The organism is Cupriavidus sp. 2TAF22, from assembly GCF_052115045.1.
Classification (GTDB): Bacteria; Pseudomonadota; Gammaproteobacteria; order Burkholderiales; family Burkholderiaceae; genus Cupriavidus.
Genome location: NZ_JBFRFX010000038.1, coordinates 30,620 through 54,735 on the forward strand (window position 1 = coordinate 30,620; position 24,116 = coordinate 54,735).

Below are 24,116 nucleotides of genomic sequence, written 5' to 3' on the forward strand. Positions count from 1 at the left end.
GGGCCCGCAAGTTCTGCCAGGCGGAATCGGGCGCGCGCGCGCCCACGGCGGCAGGGCGCTGGGGCTTGTGGGTGCACGCCCTGGACGCGCAGCGCGGCGACGCGCGGCTGGACGAAGCCGCCTTCGTCCTGCATCCGGACGTCCCGCCACTGGCGCAGTTCTGGCGCGTGCTGCTGCGCGCCTGGCTGGGCGATGGGGTGCCGGCCAGCGGGCGCCGCCAGCCCGAAGCCGCCCGCGCCGAGGCCATCGCAGGCCTGCGGGGCCGCCTGCAGGCCTGTGGCCTGCATTGGCTGGATGGGCAACTGGAGGGCGCGGTGGCACTGGCGGCCGGCGAACCCGTGCCTGAGCACTTCTTCGCCGGCCAGCGACGCGAAAGCTGGCGGCTGGCGCTCGACGCGCTGCAGGCGCTGGCCGGCGACACGCGCGCGCCCGACGGCGCCAGCGCCAGCCGGCTGCTGTGGGCGGTCACGCTGGACGCCGACGGCGCCGTCGGCGCGATCGAGCCGCTCGAGCAGCTGCGCGGGCCGCGCGGCTGGAACAAGCCGCGCCCGCTGCCGCTGGCCAAGCTGGCGGAAGACGACCGGCTCGAACCGTGGGACGCCCGCGTGGYGCGCGCGATCCGGCGCGACCAGTCCTACCGCCGCCGCCATGTGCTCGACCGCGCCGCCGCCATGCTGGCCCTGGTCGGCCATCCGGGCGTGGTGCTGGCGCAGGCCCCCGAGCAGACGCTGGAAGTGGTGGAAGGCGCCCCCACGCTGGAGGTGGTGCGCGAAGGCGCGCGCTACGTGCTGCGCATCTCTCCGCCGTTGCGCGAGGCGCCGGCCATGGACAGCTTCCTGCCCGCCGGCAGCCGCGCCGATGCCCAAGCGCTGCGCCAGGTCACCGTGCTGCGCGAAGGCTCGCAGCGCCTGCGCGTGATCCGCCTGACGCCGGCGCAGCAAGGCGCGGCGCAGCTGATCGCCGGCGGACTGGCAGTGCCGGCCGAGGCGCAAGGCCAGCTCGATGCCACGCTGCGCGCGCTGTCGGGCCATTTCCAGGTGCATTCCGACCATGGCGGCGGCACGCGCGAGCTCGAGACCGAGAGCCGCCTGCGCGCCGAACTGGCGCCGCTGGGCGAAGGCCTGGCGCTGCGCCTGGCGGTGACGCCGCTCGGGCCGCTCGGCCCGCGGCTGGCGCCGGGCAGCGGACGCGAACGTCTCATGGCCGCGGTCCAGGGCGAGACGCTCGCCACCCAGCGCGACCTGGCCGCGGAGCTTGCCAACGTGGCCGAGGTGTTCGATGCGCTGCCGTTCCTGGTGCCGCGCGCGCCGGAGAGCGGCGAGTACGACTGGGCCCTGGCCGATCCCGAGGAGGCGTTGTCCGTGGTGGAGGCGCTGCCCGGCCTGGCCGGCGTGCTGGCCCTGGAGTGGCCCCGGGGCAAGGAGCTGAAGGTGGCCAGCGCGGACATCGCCCGGCTGGCGGTGCATATCGAAACCGAAAGCGAATGGTTCAAGCTGGTCGGCGAGCTCAAGGTGGCCGAGGGGCTGGTGGCGCAGCTGGGCGAACTGCTGGCCTGGGCCGGCAGCCACGCCGGGCGCTTCATGCCGATGGGGCAGGGGGTCTACGTGGCGCTCACGCGCAGCCTGCACGCCCGGCTGCGCGACCTCGCCAGCGTGGCGCACGGCGCGCCCGACGGCATCCGCGTGCCGCTCATGGCCGCGCCCTGGCTGGATGATGTGCTGGCCGGCGCCGGGGTCGACCCCGACAGCCATTTCCGCGAGCGCGTGCGGCGCCTGCGCGGCGCGCGCGCCAGCCGGGCCGCGCTGCCCGCCAACCTGGCGGCCGAGCTGCGGCCCTACCAGGAAGACGGCTATCGCTGGGCCATGTCGCTGGCCGAGGCTGGCTTCGGCGCCTGCCTGGCCGACGACATGGGCCTGGGCAAGACCCTGCAGGCGCTGGCGGTGATGCTGGCGCGCGCGCCCGGCGGCGCGGCGCTGGTGATCGCCCCGACCTCCGTGTGCGGCAACTGGGCCGAGGAGGCGCGCCGCTTCGCGCCGACGCTGCGCGTGCATATCTATGCCGAAGGCGAGCGCGCGGCGCTGCTCGGGCAGGCGGGCGCCTTCGATGTGGTGATCGTGTCCTACACCCTGCTGCTGCAGGCGCGCGAAGCGTTCTGCGAGCGCGAGTGGCACACGATCGTCGCCGACGAGGCGCAGTCCTTCAAGAACGCCGCCACCAAGCGCTCGCAGGCGATCTTCGAGCTCAAGGCCGGGTTCCGCATGGCGCTGTCCGGCACGCCGGTCGAGAACCGGCTGGCCGAGCTGTGGTCGATCATGCGGTTCTGCAACCCGGGGCTGCTCGGCTCGCTGGTCCGCTTCAACGAACACTTCGCCGTGCCCATCGAGCGCAACGGCGTGCGCGAAGCCGCCCAGCGCCTGCGCCGCATGATCGCGCCCTTCGTGCTGCGCCGGACCAAGGCCCAGGTGCTCGACGAACTGCCGCCGCGCACCGAGCTGGTCCTGCGCGTCGAGCCCGACGCGGTGGAAGCCGCGCACTACGAAGCGCTGCGCCGCCAGGCGCTGGCCGCAGCCGAGGCCGCCGTGGCCGCGCCGGCACGCCGGACCAGGCAAGGCCAGCCCGCCCCCGAGGCTCGCATCCACGTGCTGGCGCAGCTCATGCGGCTGCGCCGCGCGGCCTGCGACGCGCGCCTGGTCACGCCCGAGCTGGATCCCGGGCAGGAGGGCGCCAAGCTGCGCGCCTTCGTGCAGCTGGCCGGCGAGCTGGCCGCCAACGGCCACAAGACGCTGGTGTTCAGCCAGTTCGTCGATTTCCTGCAGGTGCTGCGCCGCGGCCTGGACCAGGCCGGGCTGGCCTGGCAATACCTCGACGGCGCGACCCCCGCGGCGGAGCGCACCCGGCGCGTGGCCGCCTTCCAGGCCGGCGAGGGCGATGTCTTCCTGATCAGCCTGAAAGCCGGCGGCTTCGGCCTCAACCTGACCGCGGCCGACTACGTGATCATCGCCGACCCGTGGTGGAACCCGGCCGCCGAAGACCAGGCCATGGGCCGCGCCCACCGCATCGGCCAGCAGCGCCCGGTCACGGTGTACCGCCTGATCAGCGCCGGCACCATCGAGGAGCGCATCCTCGCGCTGCATCACGGCAAGCGCGCGCTGGCCGACGGCATCCTGGAGGCGGGGGAAGACGGCGGGGCAGGCCTGGCCGGGACCGCGGCGCCGCTGCCCGACATCGACGAGCTGGTGGGGCTGCTGCGCAGCTAGCTGCCCGCGGGCGGCGCGCCATGTCTGCTTATACCAACATGGCATACCGTCAAGCGAACTGGATCGTTGGTGATGCGGCGGATCATTGGTATCTTGCTGGCTTGGCCCGGGGCGGCAGACCCCGGCCGGCACGCCCCATTTGCCGTAGCTCCACATTCATTTCCACTTCCGACGGTGCCCCCCATGTTCCGCATTGCTTCCCGCCGCATTTCCTTCCGTACCCGCCCTTCGCGCCTGGCCGCCGGCCTTGGCGCGCTGGCGGCGATCTGCGCGCTCTCGGCGCCGGCCCGCGCCCAGGACCCGGCATGGCCGGCCCAGCCCATCACCATCCTGATGGGCTTCACCGCGGGCTCGGGCGTGGACATGGTGGGCCGGACGCTGCAGGAATCGCTGCAGAAGTCGCTCAAGACCACCATCATCTACGACTACCGGCCCGGCGCCGGCGGCAACGTGGCCTCCGAAGTGGTGGCCCACGCCAAGCCCGACGGCTACACCCTGCTGCTCGGCACCGCTGCCACGCACGGCATCAACCCGGCCTTGTACAAGAGCCTGCCGTTCGACGCCGAAGCCGATTTCACGCCGGTGGCGCCGCTGGTCGAAGTGTCCAACGTGCTGACCGTGAATCCCGCCGTGCTCGACGTGAAGTCGGTCAAGGAGTTCATCGAGAAGGTCAAGGCCAGCCCGGGCAAGTACAACTACGCCTCCACCGGCAATGGCACCGGCACCCACCTGGCCTTCGCCGAATTCAACGCGCGCGCCGGCCTGGACATGGTCCACGTGCCATACAAGGGCGGCCCCGACGCGCTGCAGGCCGTGCTCAAGGGCGAAGTCTGCTGCATCTTCAACCAGGTGCAGAGCGTGCTGCCGCAGTACCGTGCCGGCAAGGTGCGCTTGCTGGGTGTGACCACCAAGAGCCGCGTGGCGGTGATCCCCGAAGTGCCGACCATCGGCGAGAGCGGCCTGCCGGGCTTCAACAGCACGATCTGGTTCGGCTTCTTCGGGCCCAAGGGGCTGGATCCGAATATCAGCAAGAAGCTCAACGACGCGGTCAAGGTGGCGCTGGAAACGCCCGCCATCCGGCAGAAGCTGATCGAAGCGGGGAATTCGCCGCGCGTCGAGACGGTCGACCAGTTCCGCAACACGGTGAAGGCGGACCGGCAGAAGTGGGCGGGGGTAGTGAAGAGCGTGGGGGCTTCGATTGACTGATTGATCCGCTGATCCGCTGATCCGTTGATTGCTTGAGGTTGTGCTGGCGTTGGCGTTGGCGAGCGCTCTCGCGCTTTGAAGACGAGACCAGCCAAGACCGGGAGATCTGGTTCCCGGCACGCAAAATTCGAGTTAAGCGGATGCTTACGATGGCGCGGGCAGGGCCTATAATGGCCGCTTGCCCGCGCGCCGGGAGTGCCAGCATCTGTGCTGGCTTCGTTTTTCCCCGGTGCCGCCCCATCCCGATCCCTTGAGTCATGACTTTCCAGTCCCCCCAGGCCCTGCAGCGCGCCTGGCAGCGTTTTGATCCGGCCGAACGCTCGGGTTTTATCGAAGGTGCGCGCTATTTCGCGCCGTCGCTGCCGGCGGTGTTTTCCTGGGGGCTGGTGACCGGCGTGGCCATGAGCAAGTCGGTCATGAACGTGCCTGAGGCCATCGGCATGTCGCTGCTGGTCTACGCGGGTTCGGCGCAACTGGCCGTGCTGCCGCTGTTTGCGGCGGGTTTGCCGCTGTGGACGATCTGGCTCACCGCGGCCATCGTCAACCTGCGCTTCGTGATCTTCAGCGCGGGGCTGCAGCCGCATTTCAGCTACCTGCCGCTGTGGCGCCGCACCGTGCTGGGTTCGTTCAACGGCGACCTGCACTTCGTCTATTTCATGCAGCGCTATGCCACGCCGGACCGCGAGCCCGGCAAGGAAGGCTACTTCTGGGGCATGGCGCTGACCAATTTCGCCATGTGGCAGGTGTCGTCCATCATCGGCATCGTGCTGGCGAGCGCCTTTCCGGATAGCTGGGGCCTGGGGCTGGCCGGCACCATGGCGCTGATTCCGGTGATGGTGACCACCATCCGTTCGCGCTCGACATTGCTGGCGGTCGCGGTGGCGGCCACGCTGGCGCTGCTGTGCTTCGATCTGCCGTACCGGCTTGGCCTGGTGGCGGCGGTGGTGGGCGCGATCGCCGCGGGCATGGCCAGCGATGAGCTGGCGGCGCGCGCCACCCTGCGCGGTATCCGCCGCCGCAAGGCGGAGCATGCGATCGCGTCCGCGCAGTCGTCGGCGCAATCGTCGGCGCAGTCGTCCGCACAATCGTCGGCGCCATCGCGGGAGGACCGCGCATGAGCCATCTCGAGATCTGGATCGCACTGTTCGGCATGGCGGTGGTGACCATCGTCACGCGCGCCCTGTTCCTGATGGCGGGCGAGCACGTGAGCGTGCCCGACCGCATCCAGCGCGCGCTGCGCTATGCGCCGGCGGCCGCGCTGGCCGCGATCATCCTGCCGGACCTGATGACCTGGCAAGGGCACTTCTCGGCGGCGCCGACCAACTACAAGCTGGTGGCCGGCGCCGTGGCGCTGTTGTTCTACCTGCTGACGCGGCGCATGGTCGGCATGATCGTGGCGGGCATGGCGGTGTACACCGGGCTGCGCTTGTTCGCGTAGGCCTTGCCTGCGGCGCGTCAGGCCGGGGTGTCGCCTTCGCTGGCCGGGGCCAGCGCCGCGCCCAGCTGGGTCAGCAGCCGAGCCAGCCGCGCCTGCGTGCTGGTGCCGGTCTTCAGGAATATCGCCTTGAGCTGGCTGCGGGCGGTTTCATGCCGCACGCGCAGGCGCTCGCTGGCTTCGGGCAGTCCCATGCCGGTGGCCAGCAGGCTCGCCAGCCGGATCTCGGCCGGCGTCAGGGCGTAGATGTCGCGCAGCAGCAGCGGCAGGTGCTGCGCCGACGGTGCCTCTTCGTGGATCACCACCAGCGCGGCCGGCTTTTGCCACGGCAGCGCGAACAAGTGCGAAGGCGGCAGCGGCAGCACGACCACCTGCGCCGTGTTGCCGTCGGCGTGGCGCGCCTGCGCGGCCTGGGCCGGCAGCAGGCTGCCGGGCTCGCAGGCGGCGGCCACCATGTCGGCCAGCGCACGCGAGAGCTGCCAATCGCTGGTCTTGCCGGCGGGGTCCAGGCGCCGCACCCAGCGCTCGCCGATGCCGTTGCTCAGGAGCACGCGGCGCTCGGGCGAGAACGCAATCACGCCGAACGACATCTGCTCCAGGACCTGCGCCGACAACTGCGCCTGCACCGACAGCCCGATGGTGCGGTCGCGCAGGGCCATGGCGCTGCGTATATGGGGCAGGGCCCAGTCAAGCGCGCGCGTGTCGGCCTCGGTGAACACACCTTGCGAGAACGAGCGCTGCAGGGCGAAATACACTTCGTAGTGCGGTTGCCGCTCGACCAGGCAGGCAGCGTACGAGCACAGGTCGAACCGGTGGAAGAAATCGCGGTAGAACGGGCTGCGCCGCATCGAGCCTTCGCCGAAATCGCGCGCGTCGATATACCACTGGCCGGGCGACAGCTTGTGCGCGAACAGCTTGCCTGGATCGATCTCGTGGAACTCGTTCTCGTAGGCGGCGAACAGTTCCTGTACCGGGCGCACCATCTCGTTGACCGTCATCAGGTCACGATCGGTGTCGCGCACGATCATCGAAGCGTGCGCGCTGCCGGCCATGCTGCTCAGCGTGTGCAGGCTGCGCTGCCAGGCCTGCGCGTCAAGAATCCCCTCGTACAAGCCACGGATCGCCCGGTGCATGTCCTCATTCATGATTACCCCTCGCTTCGCGACAACGGCGTATGCCGTGTGGCGCCGGCGCCCTTTCCCGAAAGTGCATCCCGGCACAGTGCCGTGGGTCCCGTCTGAATGCAGGCCTCTGGCTATGTTCGTGCAAGCATAACTTCTCTGCCCATTGCACGCTTTTGCGCAGAGTACGAGACAGGCGCGGATTGTTTCACCCCACTTAGCGGGGGTGCGTTGCAAGGAAGCGGCAGCTTTGGGGCCAAATGTGCCGGATGACTAACCCGGAGCATGGCGCGCAAGGTGGGCAAACGCGCAAATCGGCTGTTGCGATCAGGTAAAATGCCGAATTTCCCCGATTTCTGCTCTCTTCCTCTTCGCCATGACCTCTGTGCTGCGTCTCTCCGACCTCATCTCCGAAGGCAAAATTGCCGGCAAGCGTGTCTTTATCCGCGCCGACCTGAACGTGCCGCAGGACGACGCAGGCAATATCACCGAAGACACCCGCATCCGCGCCTCGGTGCCGGCCATCGAGGCCTGCCTCGCGGCGGGCGCCGCCGTGATGGTGACCTCGCACCTGGGCCGCCCGACCGAGGGCGAGTTCAAGCCCGAGGATTCGCTGGCGCCGGTGGCCGTGCGCTTGTCCGAGCTGCTCGGCAAGCCGGTCAGGCTGGTGCAGAACTGGGTCGACGGCACCGGCGAGGTGAGCCAGGTCAAGCCCGGCGAAGTGGTGCTGCTGGAAAACTGCCGCGTCAACAAGGGCGAGAAGAAGAACAGCGACGAGCTGGCGCAGAAGATGGCCAAGCTGTGCGATGTCTATGTGAACGACGCCTTCGGCACCGCGCACCGCGCCGAAGCCACCACCCACGGCATCGCCAAGTACGCGCCCATCGCCTGCGCCGGCCCGCTGCTGGCCGCCGAGATCGACGCGCTGGGCAAGGCGCTGGGCCAGCCGGCGCGTCCGCTGGTGGCCATCGTCGCCGGTTCCAAGGTGTCCACCAAGCTGACCATCCTCAAGACGCTGGCGGCCAAGGTCGACAACCTGGTCGTCGGCGGGGGCATCGCCAATACCTTCATGCTGGCGGCCGGGCTCAAGATCGGCAAGTCGCTGGCCGAGGCCGACCTGGTCGGCGACGCGCGCGCCATCATCGACATCATGGCTGCCCGCGGCGCCTCGGTGCCCATCCCCGTGGACGTGGTCTGCGCGAAGGAATTCAGCGCGACCGCCGCTGCCACCGTCAAGGATGCGAATGACGTGGCCGACGACGACATGATCCTCGACATCGGCCCCAAGACCGCGCAGATGCTGGCCGACCAGCTCAAGGCCGCCGGCACCATCGTGTGGAATGGCCCGGTCGGCGTGTTCGAGTTCGACCAGTTCAGCAATGGCACGCAGGTGCTGGCGCAAGCCATCGCCGAGTCCAAGGCGTTTTCCATCGCCGGCGGCGGCGACACGCTGGCTGCCATCGCCAAGTACGGCATCGCCGACCGCGTGGGCTATATCTCTACCGGCGGCGGCGCATTCCTGGAATTCCTCGAAGGCAAGAAGCTGCCCGCCTTCGAAGTGCTGGAACAGCGCGCAGCGGGCTGAGATGCAGGCTTCGCGCGGCATGGCCGGCGGCGCATGCTGTCCGGGATGAGCGGTCCGCCGCGGGCCGTCGCGGCGCAAGGCACCGGCCTGGCGCCGGCGCTACCGGGCTCGCAGGATGCAGGCCGCGCCGGCTTCGCCGGACGGCGGCGCACAACCACAAGGAAAACGTGTTCATGACCCGCTCGACAAAGATCGTCGCCACCATCGGTCCCGCCTCCAGCACGCTGGAGGTCCTCACGCGCATGATCTCGGCCGGGGTCGATGTAGTGCGCCTGAACTTCTCCCACGGCAAGGCCGAGGACCATATCGAGCGCGCGCAGCTGGTGCGCCAGGCGGCCCAGGCCTGCGGCCGCGAGGTGGCCATCATGGCGGACCTGCAAGGCCCCAAGATCCGCGTGGGCAAGTTCGAGCACGGCAAGGTCACGCTCAAGCCCGGCGACCCCTTCATCCTCGACGCGACCTGCTCGCTGGGCAACCAAGAGCGCGCCGGCCTCGACTACGAAGACCTGCCGCGCGACGTGGGCCCGGGCGACCTGCTGCTGCTCAACGACGGACTGATCGTGCTGGTGGTGGTCCGCGTGTTCGGCCACGAGATCTTCACCACGGTGAAGATCGGCGGCGAGCTGTCCAACAACAAGGGCATCAACCGCCAGGGCGGCGGGCTGTCGGCGCCGGCGCTGACCGCCAAGGACATGGAGGACATCAAGACCGCCATGGCGCTGGGCGCGGACTATGTCGCGGTGAGCTTCCCGAAGAACGCCACCGACATGGAAATGGCGCGCCAGCTGGCCGCCGTGGCCGGCCAGCCGCACCAGCACAAGACCCGCATGATCGCCAAGATCGAGCGCGCAGAGGCGATCCGCCCGGGCGTGCTGGAAGAGATCCTGCAGGCCTCCGACGGCATCATGGTGGCGCGCGGCGACCTGGCCGTGGAAGTGGGCAATGCCGCCGTGCCGGCGCTGCAGAAGCGCATGATCCGGCTGGCGCGCGAAGCCAACAAGCTGACCATCACCGCCACCCAGATGATGGAGAGCATGATCGTCAACCCGGTGCCGACGCGCGCCGAGGTGTCCGACGTGGCCAACGCCGTGCTGGACGGCACCGACGCCGTGATGCTGTCGGCCGAGACCGCCGCCGGTCGCTATCCCGTGGAAACCGTCGAAGCCATGGCCGCGGTGTGCGTGGAGGCCGAGAAATCCGAGGTGGTCCAGCTCGACACCGATTTCCTGAACCAGACCTTCGCCCGCATCGACCAGTCGATCGCCATGGGCGCGTTGTTCACGGCCTATCATTTGCAGGTGAAGGCCATCGCCGCGCTGACCGATTCCGGCGCCACCGCGCTCTGGATGAGCCGGCACCGCATTCACGTGCCGATCTACGCCATGACGCCCAACCTGGCGTCGCAGCGCAAGATGCAGCTCTACCGCAACGTCGTGGCGCTGCCGCTGGAAGCCAGCACCGACCGCGACACCGCGCTGGAGCAGGCCGAGGAACTGCTGCTGGCGCGCGGCGTGGTGCAGCGCGGTGACTTCATCGTGCTCACCATCGGCGAGCCGATGGGGCAGCCCGGTGGCACCAATACGCTGAAGATCGTCAGGGTTGGCGCCTGATGCCGGGATGTGTGCCTTGCCGTCCAGAGCTGCAGGCGCGTGCCAGCGACAATTCGAAAGACATAAAGAAATACCGAGACACCCCATTCTTTCTTTAGGAGTTTGACATGCCACTCGTATCGATGCGCCAGCTGCTCGACCACGCCGCCGAAAACGGCTACGGTCTGCCTGCCTTCAACGTCAACAACCTGGAACAGGTTCAGGCCATCATGCAGGCCGCCGACGAAGTCAACGCGCCGGTGATCATGCAGGCCTCGGCGGGCGCGCGCAAGTATGCGGGCGAGCACTTCCTGCGCCACCTGATCGAAGCCGCAGTGGAAGCCTACCCGCATATCCCGGTGGTGATGCACCAGGACCACGGCCAGTCGCCGGCGATCTGCCAGGCCGCCATCGACCTGGGCTTCTCCTCGGTGATGATGGACGGCTCGCTGCGCGAAGACGGCAAGACCCCGTCGGACTATGAGTACAACATCGACGTGACCCGCAAGGTGGTGCAGCTCTCGCACGCCATCGGCGTCACCGTGGAAGGCGAACTCGGCTGCCTGGGCTCGCTCGAGACCGGCGAAGCCGGCGAGGAAGACGGCATCGGCGCCGAAGGCAAGCTGGACCACTCCATGCTGCTGACCGACCCCGAGCAGGCCGCCGACTTCGTCAAGGCCACCCAGCTCGACGCGCTGGCCATCGCCATCGGCACCTCGCACGGCGCCTACAAGTTCACCCGCAAGCCCACCGGCGACATCCTGGCGATCGGCCGCATCAAGGAAATCCACGCCCGCATCCCCAACACCCACCTGGTGATGCACGGCTCGTCCTCGGTGCCGCAGGAACTGCTCGAGGAAATCCGCCAGTTCGGCGGCGACATGAAGGAAACCTACGGCGTGCCCGTCGAGGAAATCCAGGAAGCCATCAAGTTCGGCGTGCGCAAGATCAATATCGACACCGATATCCGCCTGGCCATGACCGGCGCGATCCGCCGCTTCTTCGCCGAGAACCCGGGCAAGTTCGACCCGCGCGAATACCTCAAGCCGGCCCGCGAAGCCGCCAAGCTGGTCTGCAAGGCGCGCTACATCGCCTTCGGCTGCGAAGGCCAGGCTTCGAAGATCAAGCCGGTCGCGCTCGAAGCGATCGCCCAGCAGTACAAGTCGGGCGCGCTGGCGCAGGTCGTGCAGTGACCTTGCAGTAAATCGCAGTCCGTGCCGCCGGCCCGCCGGCGGCACCACCGTATGCCCCTGAGTCCCTGCCCAGGCCCCCGTAGCGGGGGCCGGCGGGGACGACGCTTTTCCAGGCCGTGCGCCTAGCTCCGCGTTTTTTCGGAACCACCATGTCCAACGCCCTTTACCAGTCCTCCATCACCTCGCTGCCGCTGCTCGGCCACGGCAAGGTCCGCGACAACTACGCCGTCGGCGAAGACAAGTTGCTGATCGTCACCTCCGACCGCCTGTCGGCCTTCGACGTCATCCTGGGCGAGCCGATTCCCGGCAAGGGCCGCGTGCTCAACCAGATGGCCAATTTCTGGTTCAAGAAGCTGGCCCATATCGTGCCGAACCACGAGACCGACGTCAGCGCAGAAAGCGTGGTGAGCCCGGCCGAAGTCGAACAGGTGAAGGGCCGCGCCGTGGTGGTCAAGCGTCTCAAGCCGATCCTGGTGGAGGCCGTGGTGCGCGGCTACCTGGCCGGCAGCGGCTGGAAGGACTACCAGGCCACCGGCAGCGTGTGCGGCATCAAGCTGCCCGCCGGCCTGCAGAACGCGCAGAAGCTGCCCGAGCCGATCTTCACCCCGGCCGCCAAGGCCGAGATGGGCGAGCACGACGAGAACATCTCCTTCGGCGAAGTCGAGACCCGCATCGGCGTGGACCTGGCGCGCCGGATGCGCGAGATCTCCATCCGCCTGTACAAGGAAGCGGCCGAGTACGCTGCCACGCGCGGCATCATCATCGCCGACACCAAGTTCGAGTTCGGCCTGGACGAAGACGGCACGCTGACGCTGATGGACGAAGTGCTGACGGCCGATTCCTCGCGCTTCTGGCCGGCGGATTCGTACCAGGTCGGCACCAACCCGCCGTCGTTCGACAAGCAGTTCGTGCGCGACTGGCTCGAGTCCGTGCGCATCGACGGCAAGCCCTGGCCCAAGACCGCCCCGGCGCCCAAGCTGCCCGACGACGTGATCGAGAAGACCGCCGCCAAGTACCGCGAGGCGCTGACGCGCCTAACCGGCGAGGAACTGCAGTAATGACCCGCGCGGGTCCCGCCTGCGTGGGCCGGACTTGCAAGATGTTGGCTCCGCCCGCCCCCGTAGCGGGAGAGCGGAGGCCACCGCCGCGGGGCGCAAGCCGGCGGCGGGGATTCATAAGGATTTGAACGTGAGCAATACAGTCAAGCCGCTGGTCGGCGTCGTGATGGGCAGCAGTTCCGACTGGGACGTGATGCAGAACGCAGTGGCCATGCTGAAGGATTTCGGCGTGGCCTTCGAGGCGCGCGTGGTGTCCGCCCACCGCATGGCCGACGAGATGTTCGAGTACGCCGCCACCGCGCGCGCGCGCGGCCTGCGTGCCATCATCGCCGGCGCCGGTGGCGCCGCGCACCTGCCAGGCATGATCGCCGCCAAGACCATCGTGCCGGTGTTCGGCGTGCCGGTGCCCTCCAAGTACCTGCGCGGCGAGGATTCGCTGCTGTCGATCGTGCAGATGCCCAAGGGCGTGCCGGTCGCCACCTTCGCCATCGGCGAGGCCGGTGCCGCCAATGCCGCGCTGCACGCCATCGCCACGCTGGCCACCACCGACGACGCGCTGGCCGCCGCGCTCGAAGCGTTCCGCGCGAAGCAGACCGAAGCCGYGCGCGCCATGACGCTGCCGGTGTAAGCGCCGCACGTCCACGCTGCCCGAGCCAGCCCAGCCCCGTTTTACCGCAAAAGAGCGCCATGCCTACCGACATCCATCCCTACCTGGTCGAAGCCCACACGCCCGAGTCGCGTGCCGAGTTCGGCCTCGACAATCCCGGTGCGCCGGTACTGCCCGGCGCCTGGCTCGGCGTGCTCGGCGGCGGCCAGCTCGGCCGCATGTTCGCGCAGGCCGCGCAGTCCATGGGCTACAAGGTCTGCGTGCTCGACCCGGACCAGGACAGCCCGGCCGGCACCATCGCCGAGAAGCACATCTGCGCGCCTTATACCGACGAGGCGGCGCTGGCCGAGATGGCTCGCCTGTGCCCGGCGGTGACCACCGAGTTCGAGAACGTGCCCTCGCTCTCGCTGGACCGGCTCGAGCAGCTCGGTGCCTTCGTCGCGCCGCGCGGCTACTGCGTGTCGATCGCGCAGAACCGCATCGGCGAGAAGAAGTTCTTCGCGTTGTGCGCCGAGCGCACCGGCGTGCCCACCGCGCCGCACTGGGTGATCCAGCACGATGCCGACGTCGACCAGCTGCCCGAGGAACTGCTGCCCGGCATCCTCAAGACCGCGCGCATGGGCTACGACGGCAAGGGCCAGGCCCGCGTGAAGACCCGCGAAGACGTGCGTGCCGCGTGGCGCGCCATGCAGCACGTGCCCTGCGTGCTGGAGAAGATGCTGCCGCTGGCCTACGAAGTCTCCGTGCTGGCCGCGCGCGCCGCCGACGGCAGCACCGCTACCTGGCCGCTGGCCGAGAACGTGCACCGCGACGGCATCCTGTTCGCCACCACCATGCCGTCGACCAGCGTCTCCGACGAGATCGCCGATCGCGCGCGTGCCGCTGCCGCCACCATCGCCACCGAGATGGGCTATGTGGGCGTGCTGTGCATCGAGTTCTTCGTGCTGACGGACGGCTCGCTGGTCGCCAACGAAATGGCGCCGCGCCCGCACAACTCCGGCCACATCACCATGGATGCGTGCGAGACCAGCCAGTTCGAGCAGCRGGTGCGCGCCATGGCACGCCTGCCGCTGGGCAGCACGCGCCAGCACTCCGCCGGCAAGATGCTCAACCTGCTCGGCGACGCCTGGTTCGAGTTCGGCCTGGAGCGTACGCCGGCCTGGGACGAAGTGCTGGGCCAGGCAGGCGCCAAGCTCCACCTCTACGGCAAGAACGACGCCCGCCCCTCGCGCAAGATGGGCCACGTCAACTGCGTGGGCGGCGAGGCTGCCGATGCCGCGCGCGCCTTCGACACCGCCTTGAAGGCGCTCCATATCGAGCCCTGACCGGCCCCCGGCGCGCCCGCCGTCGCGCCTCACCCCCGCCCCAGAGATCCATCGATGTCGCGCATGCCTACCCCCGCCGAACTTGACCAGGCGGTCCAACTGCTGGAAGCCGGCCAGCTGGTCGCCTTTCCCACCGAGACCGTCTACGGCCTCGGCGCCGACGCGGAGAACCCCGAGGCCATCGCCCGCATCTTCGCCGCCAAGGGGCGCCCGTCCAACCATCCCATCATCGTGCACGTGGTGGACGGCGGCGACATCAGCTACTGGGTGGACGACGTGCCGCCGGCCGCGCAGGACCTGATCGACGCGTTCTGGCCCGGCCCGCTCACGCTGATCCTCAAGCGTGCCGCCCATATCCCCGCGGCGGTGGCGGGCGGCCAGGACAGCATCGGCCTGCGCTGCCCCTCGCATCCGGTCGCGCAGGCGCTGCTGTCGCGCTTCAAGCGCGGCCGCGGCGGCATCGCCGCACCGTCGGCCAACAAGTTCGGCCAGGTCAGCCCGACCACGGCCCAGCACGTGCGCGACGAATTCGGCGACAGCGTCTTCGTGCTCGAAGGCGACGGCGTGGAAGTCGGCATCGAATCCACCATCGTCGACCTGTCGCGGCTGGAGCAGGGCATCGGACCGGTATTGCTGCGCCCCGGCGCGATCACGCCGGCGATGATGGCAGGCGTCCTGGGTGCGACGCCCTTGCCGCCGGACGCCGCCGCGCCGCGCGCCTCGGGGACGCTGAAAGCGCATTACGCACCGCATACGCCGCTGGTGTTGTCGTCGATGGCGGACCTGCCCGCGCAACTGGCGAACCTGCCTGCCGGTGCGAAAGTGGCCTGGGTGGGGCGCGAGGCTGCCACCGATCCGCGCTGTACCTGGGTGCCGGCGCCCGCGGATGCCGAGGCCTTTGCGCGCGAGCTGTACCGCCTGTTGCGCAGGCTGGATCGGGAGGGGTACGGACTGCTGGCGGTTGAGGCCCTGCCGGCCGGGCACGAGTGGGATGGGGTGAGGGACCGGTTGCAGCGGGCCGCCGCGGCGTTCAACTGATCCCGGGCACTTGAGCTGACTTTCCGCCCGGCGCCGCAAGCCTCACCGTCACCGCCTGGCTTGAAAGCCAGGACAGCTTCAAAGGCAGCGATGCCTTGAAGCTGTCTTTGACTTCAGCCCGGAAGCGCGAAACCTCAGGGCGCTCCCTGATAGACCCACTGCAACAACGCATCGTGCGCCTGCTGCCCGGCAGAAGCATTCGCATGATTGATATAGCTCACCACCACATACCGGTCGCCATTCAAGGCATCCACATACCCCGCCAGCGCACGCACGTCCGCCAGCGTGCCGGTCTTCATGTAGGCATTGCCGGCAGCGCCCGCGCGGGTGAGGCGGTTGCGCAGGGTGCCGTCCACGCCCAGGATCGGCAGTGAATCGATCAGCACCGGCCCCACATCGCTGGCCAGCGCCTGCTGCAACAGCCGCGACATATCGTAGGCGCTGATGCGCTCTTCGCGCGACAGGCCCGAGCCGTTGTCCAGCACCAGGCCTGGCATGTCCAGGCCCTGCCGGCCCAGCCAGCGCTGCACTACCTTGGCCGAGCGCGCGGTGCTGGCGGGACCGCTGCGGTCGATCTCGGCGCCGATGGTCAGGTACAGCTGGCGCGCCATCACGTTGTTCGAATACTTGTTGATGTCGCGCACGATCTCCGACAGCGGCTGGCCGTAGTGGCGCGCCAGCAGGAAGGACCCGCGCGGCGCGCGGCCCATGCGTAGGGCGGGCTGGTGGGTGAAGCGGCCGCCCGCGAGCTGCCATTCGGCGACAAAGCCGCCCCAGGCGAACTCGTTGTGCGAGAGCGTGGCGATATTGACCACGTGCTCGCCGCAGTCGGCTGCATAGCTGCCGTCGAAGGAGGCCAGCACGGTACCGTCCGGCTGCGGCGTGACCATCGGGTTGGCGTGCGCGCGCCAGTCGCCGCATTTGCCGTGCGACAGCGCGAGGCGGTTGTCGAGCTTGAGCTGGGCCAGCGCCGGCGTGACCGAAACCGCCACGGTCTGGCTGGCGGCATCGGGGGTGAGGGTGAAGGACAGCGTCTTGAACGCATACAGCAGCGCATCGGGGCTGACGTTGTAGGCGCGCTGGGTTTCGCCGTCGATGGTGTTGCCGTTGTCGATGGCCGCGTCGAAGAAGCTGCGGTCCAGCACCAGGTCGCCGTTGATGGTGGTGGCGCCCGCGGTGCGCGCCGAGGCGACCAGCTTGGCCATCTCCTCGGGCACCAGCTTGGGATCGCCCTGGCCGCGCAGGTAGACGTTGCCGTTGACGGTGCCGTCGGCGCCGGGCTGGCTGTCGGCGTAGAGCGAAGTCTGCCAGCGGTAGGCGGGCCCCAGCAACTGCAGCCCGGCGAAGGTGGTGACCAGCTTCATGGTCGACGCGGGGTTCATCGGCGCCTGCGCGTTCCAGCTCGCGCGCGGTGCCTGCGCCCCGACCTTGATCACATAGAAGCTGGTGGATGCCGCGGGGATATGGGCGCGCTTGAGCGCGGCCATCACGCCGGCCGGCAGGCCCGAGCGCGCGGCGGCGGGCTCGGCGGCTTCACTGCCGGCGTGCCTGGTGGTTGCGGCGGCAGCGTGGGCGGCCTTGGCCTTGGCGGTCTTTGCCGTGGCGGCCGGCAGGCCGTTGACGAATAGCAGCGCCGCGGCGCAAAGCGGCAGCAGGCGGCGAAGAAGTGGGGAGGGGCGTTTCTGCATGGTGCCCATGTTAACGCATGGACATGGCGCCGCGGATGACGCCGTTTTCAGATTTCCGCGAGGCCGCCCGCTTGCGCGGCGGCGGCGCCACCGGGCGGCGCCAGCTGGCCGAGCAGCGCACGCAGCGTGTCTTGCTGCTCCGCGCTCAGGGCCGCCGCCACGCGCGCATCGTGCTCGCACACGGCCGCGGTGGCGGCTTCCAGCGTGCGACGCCCGCCCGGGGTCAGCACCAGGCTGTAGGCGCGGCGGTCGTGCGGGGCCGGGCGGCGCGCCACCAGCTTCATGTCTTCCAGCGCATCGACCAGCAGTACCGCGCCGGAGCGCGCGATGCCGAGTATGCGTGCCAGCTCGGTCAGCTTGAGATGGGGGTTGCGCGCGATGATCACCAGCGCGGAAAAGCGCGGCGGCGTGATGTTCCACTGCGCCAGCGACTGCACGAAGTCTTCGTAGATGCGGATCTGCGCGCGGCGGATGGCGTAGCCCACCAGTCTATCGAGCACGCCGTAGTCGATGTCGGCCACGTGCGGGTCGAAGCCGGCGGCGGCATCGGTGCCGCCACCCGGGCTGGCGGGATCAGGGGCGAGGGCTTCGCGGCTGCGGCGCGGGCGCGCCTTGGCTGTGTTCATGGGGCTGCGTCGGTGTGGAAGTCCAGGATTGCGGCCGGCATCTCATACCACGCGAAAATACCGCATTTCGACCCGGTCGGGGTAGCGTGCGCCGGTGGCGACGAACAGGTGCTGCATCAGCCAGCCGTAGCCCGGCGCCGCCGTTTCGAAGCGCGGCGCGGTGCGGAAGTAGACCAGGCCAGGATCGATGAGCTCGCCGGCAGCCAGGCGCGCGATCAGCCCGGCGGGGCCGCTGCGCACGCCGGCATTGACGATGTAGATGCGGGCGCCGTCGTCGGTCTCCAGCACATAGCGCGCTTCGATATCGGCCACGCTGACGGCGTCGCCATTGTCGCCTTTGTCGCCTTTGTCGCCATCATGGCGGACCAGCTGGAAGTCCGCGCCGCCGGGCAGGATGCGGCCTTGCAGGCGCGGCCCGGTGACGACGCCGTCGAGGATGGGGATCACGCGGCGGTTGCCGAGCGCGCTGACGCCGACCTCGGTGGCCGGGGCCAGCCGGAAGCGGAAATCCGCGACATGTTCGAGCGTGGGGGCCGGCAGCGCCAGCGCGCCGGCGGCAGCAGCGGGCGCCGTCATTTCAGCAGCTTCCAGTTGCCGTTGTCGGTGGTCAGCATGACGCGCCCGCGCGTGTCGAAGCCGAAGTGGTCCTGTGCCGTGTAGTTCAGCACGCCGTGCGAGACCACGATATCGCGCTCGCTTTCCAGCGCCGTCTTGAGCGCGCGGCGGAACTCGGGCGTGCCCGGCCTGGCCCGCTTGAGCGCCGCCGGCACGATCCGCTGCAGCACCAGGCCCGCATCGTAGGGATGGGCGCCGAACTGGGTGCGGCTGTCCGGCCCGAACTGCTTTTCGTAGCGGCCCACATAGTCGAGGCCCGGCTTCTTGACCGCCGCGCTGTCCGCCAGCTGCTCGGCGACGATGACCGGGCCGGCCGGCAGGATGGAGCCGTTGACGGCCTTGCCGCCGATGCGGATCAGGTCCTTGGTGGCCGCGCCATGCGTGTGATAGACCGGCCCGGTGTAGCCGCGCTCGCGCAGCGCGGTATGCGGCAGCGCCGCGCCGGTGCCCGCGCCGGCGATCAGCACGGCATCGGGGCGCGCGGCAATCAGCTTGAGCGTCTGCGCCGTGACGCTGGTGTCCGAGCGGGCATAGCGCTCGGTAGCGACGAGGCGGATGCCGCGCGCGGTGGCGGCCGTGGTGAATTCCTTGAGCCAGGTTTCGCCGTAGGCGTCGGCAAAGCCGATGAAGGCGACGGTCTTGACGCCCCTGGCATGCGCCGCATCCGCCACGGCTTCGGCCATCAGCCTGACGGGCTGCGCCAGGCGATAAGTCCATTCGCCGTGTCCGGGCTTGAGTTCGATCGGCGAGAAGGCCAGCTGCACGGTCTGGCTTTCGTCGGCGACCTCGGCGATGGCGATGGACGGCGCCACCGCGGACGAGCCGAGGATGATGTCGACCTTGTCCTCGCTGACGAAGCGGCGCGCCACCTTGGTGGCCTGGGTAGGGTCGGAGGCGTCGTCCAGCACCACGTAGCGGATCTTCTCGCCGCCGATGGCGTCCGGCAGCAAGGGCATGCTGTTCTTCTGCGGGATGCCAAGCGACGCCGACGGCCCGGTCGACGAAATGCTGACGCCGACGGTCACCTCGGCCAGCGCGGGCGCCGCGCCAAGCGTGGCGAGGGTGGCGAGGGTGGCGGCAAGGCTTGCAGCCGCCACGCTATGGCGGCGGAACGCGGTTGCATTGGCGAAGCGGCAAAAGCTGGGGCGCGGCACGGTGTCTCCCTCTCTCATTTTCTCTGGCGATGGCGCCGGCTGTTCACGGCCGGTCGCGGGTGGGCATGATTTGACGAACGACGATGCCGGCGGACCGGCGGCGAGCGGACGCGCTAGCGCGGCGGCAGCTGCAGCGACTGGCGGTCGAAGCCGGCCAGCTGCTTGTAGCGCTGCGCGATGCCTTCGAGCTCCGCGCGCGGGATCACCGTCTCGATATCGCTGAAGCCTTGCGGCGCGCGCTGCTCGGCCAGCTGCATGACCTGCTCGGGGCCGTTGAGGCGGTTGCGCAGCACGATGGCGGCGGTGCGCGGCAGCCGTTCGGCCTCGTACTCGCGCAGCGCGTAGCCGGCGCCGGACTTGTCGTGCGGCGCGCCGTTGGCCAGCAGGCAGTCGGTCAGGTAGCGCGCATCGAGGATGGCCTGCGCGCTGCCGTTGGAGCCGATCGGATACATCGGGTGCGCGGCATCGCCCAGCAAGGTCACGCGGTCGAAGGTCCAGCGCGGCAGCGGATCCTTGTCCACCATCGGAAATTCATAGATGGCCTGCGCGCCGTCGATCAGCGCGGGAATGTCGATCCAGTCCCAGCGCCAGCCGGCAAAGGCGGCGGCGAACACGGACTTGTCCACCTGCTTGTTCCAGTCGCTGCGCGGTGGCGTATCGGAGACGTGGTCGGGCACGCGCAGCTCGGCGATCCAGTTGACCAGCGAGCGGCCTTCGCGGCGCAGCGGCCCGGAGATCGGGTAGGCCACGAACTTCTGGTCCTGGTGGCCGGCCATGAACATCGCGCTGCCGTCGAGATACGGTGGCGCCTCGCTCACGGCGCGCCACAGCGTGCGGCGCGAGAAGCGTGGCGCGTCGCCGTGCGGGTAGAAATGGCGGCGTACCGCGGAATGGATGCCGTCGGCGCCCACCAGCACATCGGCCTGCGCGGCGATCACGGCGTTGTCGCTGCGGCGGCGCAGCGTGAAGGTGACCGGTTCGCCGGCGGCGGCGCCGGTGCTGGTCACCGTTTCGAAGGCGTGGCCCGCATGCACGCGATGCGCGCCCAGGCGCTCGATCGCGGTACGGTAGAGCAGCATCTGGAACTCGCCGCGATGGATGGAAAACTGCGGCAGCTCGTAGCCGGCGGCGAGGCCGCGCGGCTCGTGCCAGATGCGCTGGCCGAGCTTGTTGTAGTAGGACAGCGACGAAGTCGGTACGGCGAGCTCCGCGATGGCGTCGCGCAGGCCGAGCTCGGCCAGCTCGCGCACCGCGTGCGGCAGCAGGTTGATGCCCACGCCGAGCGGGCGCATGGTCTCGCTGGCTTCCCAGACCTCGGCCTCGATGCCGTGGCGGTGGCACAGCAGTGCCAGCGTCAGGCCGCCGATGCCGCCGCCGGCTATCGCGATCTTCATGGTGTTGTCTCCATCGCTTTTGTCGTGGCTTGCCGCGTGTCCGTGCACGGCGGAGGGCAAGCCGCAGATTTGTTATGGAGTATAACTAAATGGCGGCGCGCTTCAAGCATGCGGCGATGGGGGATAACCCGTGAGAGCAGGGCGCACGCCGTCCCGCCCCATCCTCGGCCGGGTCACTTGTGGGAATCGTCCGACAGGAGGTTCGGCCTGGGCCCGCTCCCGAAGTGCTTTGCGCGACGCCATACTTGGTGCATGAGACGCGCCCGGCTCCCTTGCCCGGCGCCCACGCAAATCCAGAAAGGAGCCCCACCATGCGTACCCTGACCCTGACACTTGTGCTGGCCACCCTGCTGAGCGCGGCGGGTTGTGCCGACATCACCCCCAAGCAGCGCAATACGGCAATCGGTGCAGGCGTCGGCGGCGTAGCCGGCGCGGCGCTGATCGGCGGCCCGGCCGCGACCCTCGGCGGTGCCGCGCTGGGCGGCGTGGTGGGTAACGTGGCGACGCCGGAGCGCCACTGAGCCTCCCCGGCCTTGCATGCCGGGTGCATACCGGCTGCGTGCCGGACAATAAAAAACGGATGCCGCCGGCATCCGTTTTTCTTGTCGTGCCGCGCCTGGCCTTAGCGGCTGCACGGCTCCGCCAGCACCGCCGGCTTTTGGCTTGCCGCGGTCTTGCCGACCGGGAACACGGTGTCGTAGGCCCAGTTGTAGATAAACGCATAGACCACATAGAACGCCGCCACGGCGATATCCATGACGAAGGCGTCGAACAGGCTCATGTCGAGGTACCACGACACCAGCGGCAGGAACACCACGAGCAGGCCTGCCTCGAACAGGATCGCGTGAAGCACGCGCACCGCCACGGGTTTGCGCAGCTGTCCGGTGAACCGCAGCATGGCCTTGTCGAACAGCAGGTTGTAGAGATAGTTCCAGCCGGCGGCGATGACCGAGGCGACCACGGCGATGACGCCCATCTGGTGCAGGGCGAAGCCGAACACCAGGCTGGCGAGCGGCGCGAAGATAAACAGGCCGATGACTTCGAAGCCGATGGTGTGGCGAATCCGGTCCTTTGTCGTACGCATGATCCTTCCTGTGTGACAACACGATGGAGGCCATTCTATCTGGATTACGATGATGGTAAAGTTGGTATCCATCGCTTTAACAGATAGATTGTCGCCCTCCGGTCTGGTGGCGGCCGGGAGCATCACATGAGCCTTTCCCTCGAACAGTTGCAGGCCTTCGCCGCCGCCGCCGAATGCGGCTCTTTCTCGGCCGCCGCGCGCCGGCTCGGCAAGGCGCAGTCGGTGGTCAGCGCGGCCGTCTCCAATCTGGAGATCGACCTCGGCAACCAGCTGTTCGACCGCAGCGCGCGCTATCCCGTGCTGACCGCCGCCGGCGAGCGCCTGCTGGCCGAGGCGCGCGTGATCCTGGAGCGCTGCGAGCACTTCCGCGGGGTGGCCAAGAGCCTGGGCGAGGGTGTGGAAAGCCGTCTGGTGCTGGCGGTGGACGAGCTGTATCCGGAGGAGACGCTGGGCGTGATGCTCGAAGAGTTCTCGACGCGCTTCCCGGCGGTCGAGCTGGAACTGCTGTTCCCGCTGATGGAGGATGTCAGCCGCCTGGTGCTGGAAGGCAGCGCGGACCTCGGCCTGATGTGGCGCCAGGAAGTGCTGCCGCCCGAGCTGGGCTTTCGCGCGCTGGGCTGGGTGCCGATGCAGATCATCTGCGCGCCGGATCATCCGCTGGCCGACCAGCGCGTGGGCTGGGAGGAGCTCAAGCGCTACCGCCAGCTCATGGTGGCCGTGCGCAGCAGCGACAGCGAGGAGAAAAAGCGCCTGCGCGTGGCGGCCGAGGTGTGGTGGGTGGAAAGCCAGTGGGTGATCGTAGAACTGGTCAAGCGGCGCCTTGGCTGGGCCTTCGTGCCGTGGCACGTGGCGGCCAATTCGCCGGCGGCGGCGCAACTGGTGTCCCCGGTGCTGGAATTCGACGACCAGGACTGGCCGGTGGCGATGGAACTGGTGTGGCACAAGCAGCGGCCGCTCGGCAAGGCCGCCACCTGGCTCAAGGAACGCGTGAGCAAGCAGCCGCTGCCGCGTCCCGCCGGCGATGCCGCCCGTGCCGCCCATGCCGCGCAAGCCCCAGGCGCCGCGCCATGAGCGTACCGCGCCGCTAGCGCACCAGGCCGAACTCCTTGGCCAGCGTGCCGTAGCGCTGCACGGTGCGCTTGACGTAGGCATCGAGCGCGGCGGCATCCATGTCGGCGGGATAGAGGCCTTGCTCGGCGCGCAGGCGGGCAAAGGCCGGGCTGGCCTGCAGGCGCTCGAAGCGCGCCGCCCAGCGTGCGTAGTCGGCCTGCGCCACCTTCGGCCCCATGTAGAAGCCGCGCACGACCGGCCAGTCGATGTCGTAGCCTTGCTCGCGCGCGGTGGGCACGGCGGCCAGCGTGCCGGGCAGGCGCCGCTCCGCCAGTACCGCGAGGATGCGGATGTCGCCCATGGCCAGCTGCATTGTTGCTTCGGATGCATCGCCGGAGACGGCCTGCACCTGGCCGGCCCGCAGCGCCGTAAAGGCCTCGCCGCCGCCCTCGAAGCCCACGAAGCGCATGCGCTTGTAGCCCACCCCGGCCTGGCGCGCCAGCAGCGCGGCCTTCATCCAGTCCTGGTTGCCGATGGTGCCGCCGGCGCCGAACAGGACCTGGTCCGGATCCGACCTGAGCGCCGCCACCAGATCCTTCAAGGTCTTGTAGGGCGAATCGGCGCGTACCGCGACCACGCCGTAGTCGGTGGCCAGCGCGCCGACCCAGCGCACGTCCGCTGCGCCATACTTGCCGAACTTGCCTTCGGCCAGCGCCAGCAGCGAGCCGCTAGAAAAGGCGACGATGGTGTCCGGCTCGGCGGGGCGCTGGGCCACCACGCTGTTATAGGCTACCGCGCCGATGCCGCCCGGCATGTAGGCCAGGCGCATCGGCTGCCCGGTCATGCCGGCCTCCAGCAGCGCGCGCTGCGCCAGCTTGCAGGTCAGGTCGAAGCCGCCGCCGGGCTTGGCGGGCACGATGCACTCCGGCGCGGCGGCGCTCGCCCCGAACGCGCAGGAAGCGGCAAGCGCCAGCGCGGCGCGCGCCAGGTGCAAGGCTGCCGGGAAGGGCTTCATCGGGTCTCCTCGGGTGCGGCCGCCCTCCGTGTGGCGGATGCCGGGCGGAATCCTCCCGCCAGAACCGGACGGTGCT

The 24,116-nt window shown here is 69.4% G+C and carries 21 protein-coding genes; 13 read left to right on the forward strand and 8 right to left on the reverse strand.

What is annotated here, in order from left to right; translation table 11 throughout:
• Positions 1-338: 338 nt before the first annotated feature.
• From AB4Z48_RS32050 to AB4Z48_RS32065, 4 genes are all read left to right on the forward strand, one after another.
• A complete protein-coding gene (locus AB4Z48_RS32050) occupies positions 339-3,257 on the forward strand; it encodes a DEAD/DEAH box helicase (RefSeq protein WP_441621536.1) in 2,919 nt (972 codons plus the stop codon).
• A gap of 183 nt (positions 3,258-3,440) precedes the next feature.
• On the forward strand, positions 3,441-4,463 hold the full coding sequence (locus AB4Z48_RS32055) for a Bug family tripartite tricarboxylate transporter substrate binding protein (RefSeq protein ID WP_441621491.1): 1,023 nt from the start codon (positions 3,441-3,443) through the stop codon (positions 4,461-4,463).
• A gap of 257 nt (positions 4,464-4,720) precedes the next feature.
• Positions 4,721-5,581: an AzlC family ABC transporter permease gene (locus AB4Z48_RS32060; RefSeq protein ID WP_441621493.1), complete on the forward strand. Its 861-nt coding sequence runs from the start codon at positions 4,721-4,723 to the stop codon at positions 5,579-5,581.
• On the forward strand, positions 5,578-5,901 hold the full coding sequence (locus AB4Z48_RS32065; RefSeq protein WP_441621495.1) for an AzlD domain-containing protein: 324 nt from the start codon (positions 5,578-5,580) through the stop codon (positions 5,899-5,901). The genes AB4Z48_RS32060 and AB4Z48_RS32065 overlap by 4 nt, the downstream gene beginning before the upstream one ends.
• Before the next feature lie 17 nt (positions 5,902-5,918).
• Here the strand turns inward: AB4Z48_RS32065 and AB4Z48_RS32070 are convergent, their stop codons facing one another.
• A complete protein-coding gene (locus AB4Z48_RS32070) occupies positions 5,919-7,043 on the reverse strand; it encodes a helix-turn-helix transcriptional regulator (RefSeq protein ID WP_441621497.1) in 1,125 nt (374 codons plus the stop codon).
• A gap of 352 nt (positions 7,044-7,395) precedes the next feature.
• Between AB4Z48_RS32070 and AB4Z48_RS32075 the strand changes: the two genes are divergently transcribed.
• From AB4Z48_RS32075 to AB4Z48_RS32105, 7 genes are all read left to right on the forward strand, one after another.
• Positions 7,396-8,604: a phosphoglycerate kinase gene (locus tag AB4Z48_RS32075; RefSeq protein ID WP_441621499.1), complete on the forward strand. Its 1,209-nt coding sequence runs from the start codon at positions 7,396-7,398 to the stop codon at positions 8,602-8,604.
• Between the two features lie 173 nt (positions 8,605-8,777).
• Positions 8,778-10,214 carry a pyruvate kinase gene (gene pyk / locus AB4Z48_RS32080; protein ID WP_441621501.1) on the forward strand — a complete coding sequence of 479 codons (1,437 nt, stop codon included), beginning with the start codon at positions 8,778-8,780 and terminating at the stop codon, positions 10,212-10,214.
• A 107-nt stretch (positions 10,215-10,321) separates the two neighbouring features.
• Positions 10,322-11,386, forward strand: coding sequence for a class II fructose-bisphosphate aldolase (fba, locus tag AB4Z48_RS32085; protein WP_441621503.1), 1,065 nt, complete (start codon positions 10,322-10,324; stop codon positions 11,384-11,386).
• A gap of 149 nt (positions 11,387-11,535) precedes the next feature.
• On the forward strand, positions 11,536-12,444 hold the full coding sequence (locus AB4Z48_RS32090; RefSeq protein WP_441621505.1) for a phosphoribosylaminoimidazolesuccinocarboxamide synthase: 909 nt from the start codon (positions 11,536-11,538) through the stop codon (positions 12,442-12,444).
• A 130-nt stretch (positions 12,445-12,574) separates the two neighbouring features.
• Positions 12,575-13,072, forward strand: a complete 498-nt coding sequence (gene purE, locus AB4Z48_RS32095) for a 5-(carboxyamino)imidazole ribonucleotide mutase (protein WP_441621507.1) — start codon at positions 12,575-12,577, stop codon at positions 13,070-13,072.
• 59 nt (positions 13,073-13,131) lie between these two features.
• Positions 13,132-14,376 carry a 5-(carboxyamino)imidazole ribonucleotide synthase gene (locus tag AB4Z48_RS32100; RefSeq protein ID WP_441621509.1) on the forward strand — a complete coding sequence of 415 codons (1,245 nt, stop codon included), beginning with the start codon at positions 13,132-13,134 and terminating at the stop codon, positions 14,374-14,376.
• A gap of 54 nt (positions 14,377-14,430) precedes the next feature.
• Positions 14,431-15,414: an L-threonylcarbamoyladenylate synthase gene (locus tag AB4Z48_RS32105; RefSeq protein WP_441621511.1), complete on the forward strand. Its 984-nt coding sequence runs from the start codon at positions 14,431-14,433 to the stop codon at positions 15,412-15,414.
• Positions 15,415-15,548: 134 nt separating this feature from the next.
• Here the strand turns inward: AB4Z48_RS32105 and dacB are convergent, their stop codons facing one another.
• The 5 genes from dacB to AB4Z48_RS32130 form a co-directional block, all read right to left on the reverse strand.
• Positions 15,549-17,111, reverse strand: a complete 1,563-nt coding sequence (gene dacB, locus AB4Z48_RS32110) for a D-alanyl-D-alanine carboxypeptidase/D-alanyl-D-alanine endopeptidase (RefSeq protein ID WP_441621513.1) — start codon at positions 17,109-17,111, stop codon at positions 15,549-15,551.
• Positions 17,112-17,149: 38 nt separating this feature from the next.
• On the reverse strand, positions 17,150-17,728 hold the full coding sequence (locus AB4Z48_RS32115) for a MarR family winged helix-turn-helix transcriptional regulator (RefSeq protein WP_441621514.1): 579 nt from the start codon (positions 17,726-17,728) through the stop codon (positions 17,150-17,152).
• Positions 17,729-17,770: 42 nt separating this feature from the next.
• Positions 17,771-18,304, reverse strand: coding sequence for a DUF3237 domain-containing protein (locus tag AB4Z48_RS32120; RefSeq protein ID WP_441621516.1), 534 nt, complete (start codon positions 18,302-18,304; stop codon positions 17,771-17,773).
• Positions 18,301-19,440 carry an ABC transporter substrate-binding protein gene (locus tag AB4Z48_RS32125; protein WP_441621538.1) on the reverse strand — a complete coding sequence of 380 codons (1,140 nt, stop codon included), beginning with the start codon at positions 19,438-19,440 and terminating at the stop codon, positions 18,301-18,303. Before AB4Z48_RS32125 ends, AB4Z48_RS32120 begins: the two co-directional genes overlap by 4 nt.
• A 170-nt stretch (positions 19,441-19,610) precedes the next feature.
• Complete coding sequence (locus AB4Z48_RS32130; protein ID WP_441621518.1) at positions 19,611-20,891, reverse strand: flavin-dependent oxidoreductase; 1,281 nt, start codon at positions 20,889-20,891, stop codon at positions 19,611-19,613.
• Between the two features lie 311 nt (positions 20,892-21,202).
• On the opposite strand from AB4Z48_RS32130, the gene AB4Z48_RS32135 reads away from it, so the two are divergent.
• Positions 21,203-21,412 (forward strand): hypothetical protein, encoded by a 210-nt coding sequence (locus AB4Z48_RS32135; protein WP_441621520.1) that lies wholly within the window; start codon positions 21,203-21,205, stop codon positions 21,410-21,412.
• A gap of 101 nt (positions 21,413-21,513) precedes the next feature.
• Here the strand turns inward: AB4Z48_RS32135 and AB4Z48_RS32140 are convergent, their stop codons facing one another.
• Positions 21,514-21,975, reverse strand: coding sequence for a PACE efflux transporter (locus AB4Z48_RS32140; RefSeq protein ID WP_441621522.1), 462 nt, complete (start codon positions 21,973-21,975; stop codon positions 21,514-21,516).
• A gap of 126 nt (positions 21,976-22,101) precedes the next feature.
• Between AB4Z48_RS32140 and AB4Z48_RS32145 the strand changes: the two genes are divergently transcribed.
• Positions 22,102-23,046 carry a LysR family transcriptional regulator gene (locus tag AB4Z48_RS32145; protein ID WP_441621524.1) on the forward strand — a complete coding sequence of 315 codons (945 nt, stop codon included), beginning with the start codon at positions 22,102-22,104 and terminating at the stop codon, positions 23,044-23,046.
• A gap of 13 nt (positions 23,047-23,059) precedes the next feature.
• Here the strand turns inward: AB4Z48_RS32145 and AB4Z48_RS32150 are convergent, their stop codons facing one another.
• Positions 23,060-24,040 (reverse strand): Bug family tripartite tricarboxylate transporter substrate binding protein, encoded by a 981-nt coding sequence (locus AB4Z48_RS32150; RefSeq protein WP_441621526.1) that lies wholly within the window; start codon positions 24,038-24,040, stop codon positions 23,060-23,062.
• Between the last annotated feature and the right edge of the window lie 76 nt (positions 24,041-24,116).

Bases quoted from the DNA above. Each gene is read 5' to 3' on its own strand.
- AB4Z48_RS32075 (WP_441621499.1), top strand. From the start codon at position 7,396: ATGACCTCTGTGCTGCGTCTCTCCGACCTCATCTCCGAAGGCAAAATT.
- dacB (WP_441621513.1), bottom strand. From the start codon at position 17,111: ATGGGCACCATGCAGAAACGCCCCTCCCCACTTCTTCGCCGCCTGCTG.
- AB4Z48_RS32115 (WP_441621514.1), bottom strand. From the start codon at position 17,728: ATGAACACAGCCAAGGCGCGCCCGCGCCGCAGCCGCGAAGCCCTCGCC.
- pyk (WP_441621501.1), top strand. From the start codon at position 8,778: ATGACCCGCTCGACAAAGATCGTCGCCACCATCGGTCCCGCCTCCAGC.
- AB4Z48_RS32130 (WP_441621518.1), bottom strand. From the start codon at position 20,891: ATGAAGATCGCGATAGCCGGCGGCGGCATCGGCGGCCTGACGCTGGCA.
- AB4Z48_RS32090 (WP_441621505.1), top strand. From the start codon at position 11,536: ATGTCCAACGCCCTTTACCAGTCCTCCATCACCTCGCTGCCGCTGCTC.
- AB4Z48_RS32145 (WP_441621524.1), top strand. From the start codon at position 22,102: ATGAGCCTTTCCCTCGAACAGTTGCAGGCCTTCGCCGCCGCCGCCGAA.
- AB4Z48_RS32055 (WP_441621491.1), top strand. From the start codon at position 3,441: ATGTTCCGCATTGCTTCCCGCCGCATTTCCTTCCGTACCCGCCCTTCG.
- AB4Z48_RS32105 (WP_441621511.1), top strand. From the start codon at position 14,431: ATGTCGCGCATGCCTACCCCCGCCGAACTTGACCAGGCGGTCCAACTG.
- AB4Z48_RS32070 (WP_441621497.1), bottom strand. From the start codon at position 7,043: ATGAATGAGGACATGCACCGGGCGATCCGTGGCTTGTACGAGGGGATT.
- AB4Z48_RS32150 (WP_441621526.1), bottom strand. From the start codon at position 24,040: ATGAAGCCCTTCCCGGCAGCCTTGCACCTGGCGCGCGCCGCGCTGGCG.
- AB4Z48_RS32120 (WP_441621516.1), bottom strand. From the start codon at position 18,304: ATGACGGCGCCCGCTGCTGCCGCCGGCGCGCTGGCGCTGCCGGCCCCC.
- AB4Z48_RS32060 (WP_441621493.1), top strand. From the start codon at position 4,721: ATGACTTTCCAGTCCCCCCAGGCCCTGCAGCGCGCCTGGCAGCGTTTT.
- AB4Z48_RS32140 (WP_441621522.1), bottom strand. From the start codon at position 21,975: ATGCGTACGACAAAGGACCGGATTCGCCACACCATCGGCTTCGAAGTC.
- AB4Z48_RS32135 (WP_441621520.1), top strand. From the start codon at position 21,203: ATGCGTACCCTGACCCTGACACTTGTGCTGGCCACCCTGCTGAGCGCG.
- fba (WP_441621503.1), top strand. From the start codon at position 10,322: ATGCCACTCGTATCGATGCGCCAGCTGCTCGACCACGCCGCCGAAAAC.
- AB4Z48_RS32065 (WP_441621495.1), top strand. From the start codon at position 5,578: ATGAGCCATCTCGAGATCTGGATCGCACTGTTCGGCATGGCGGTGGTG.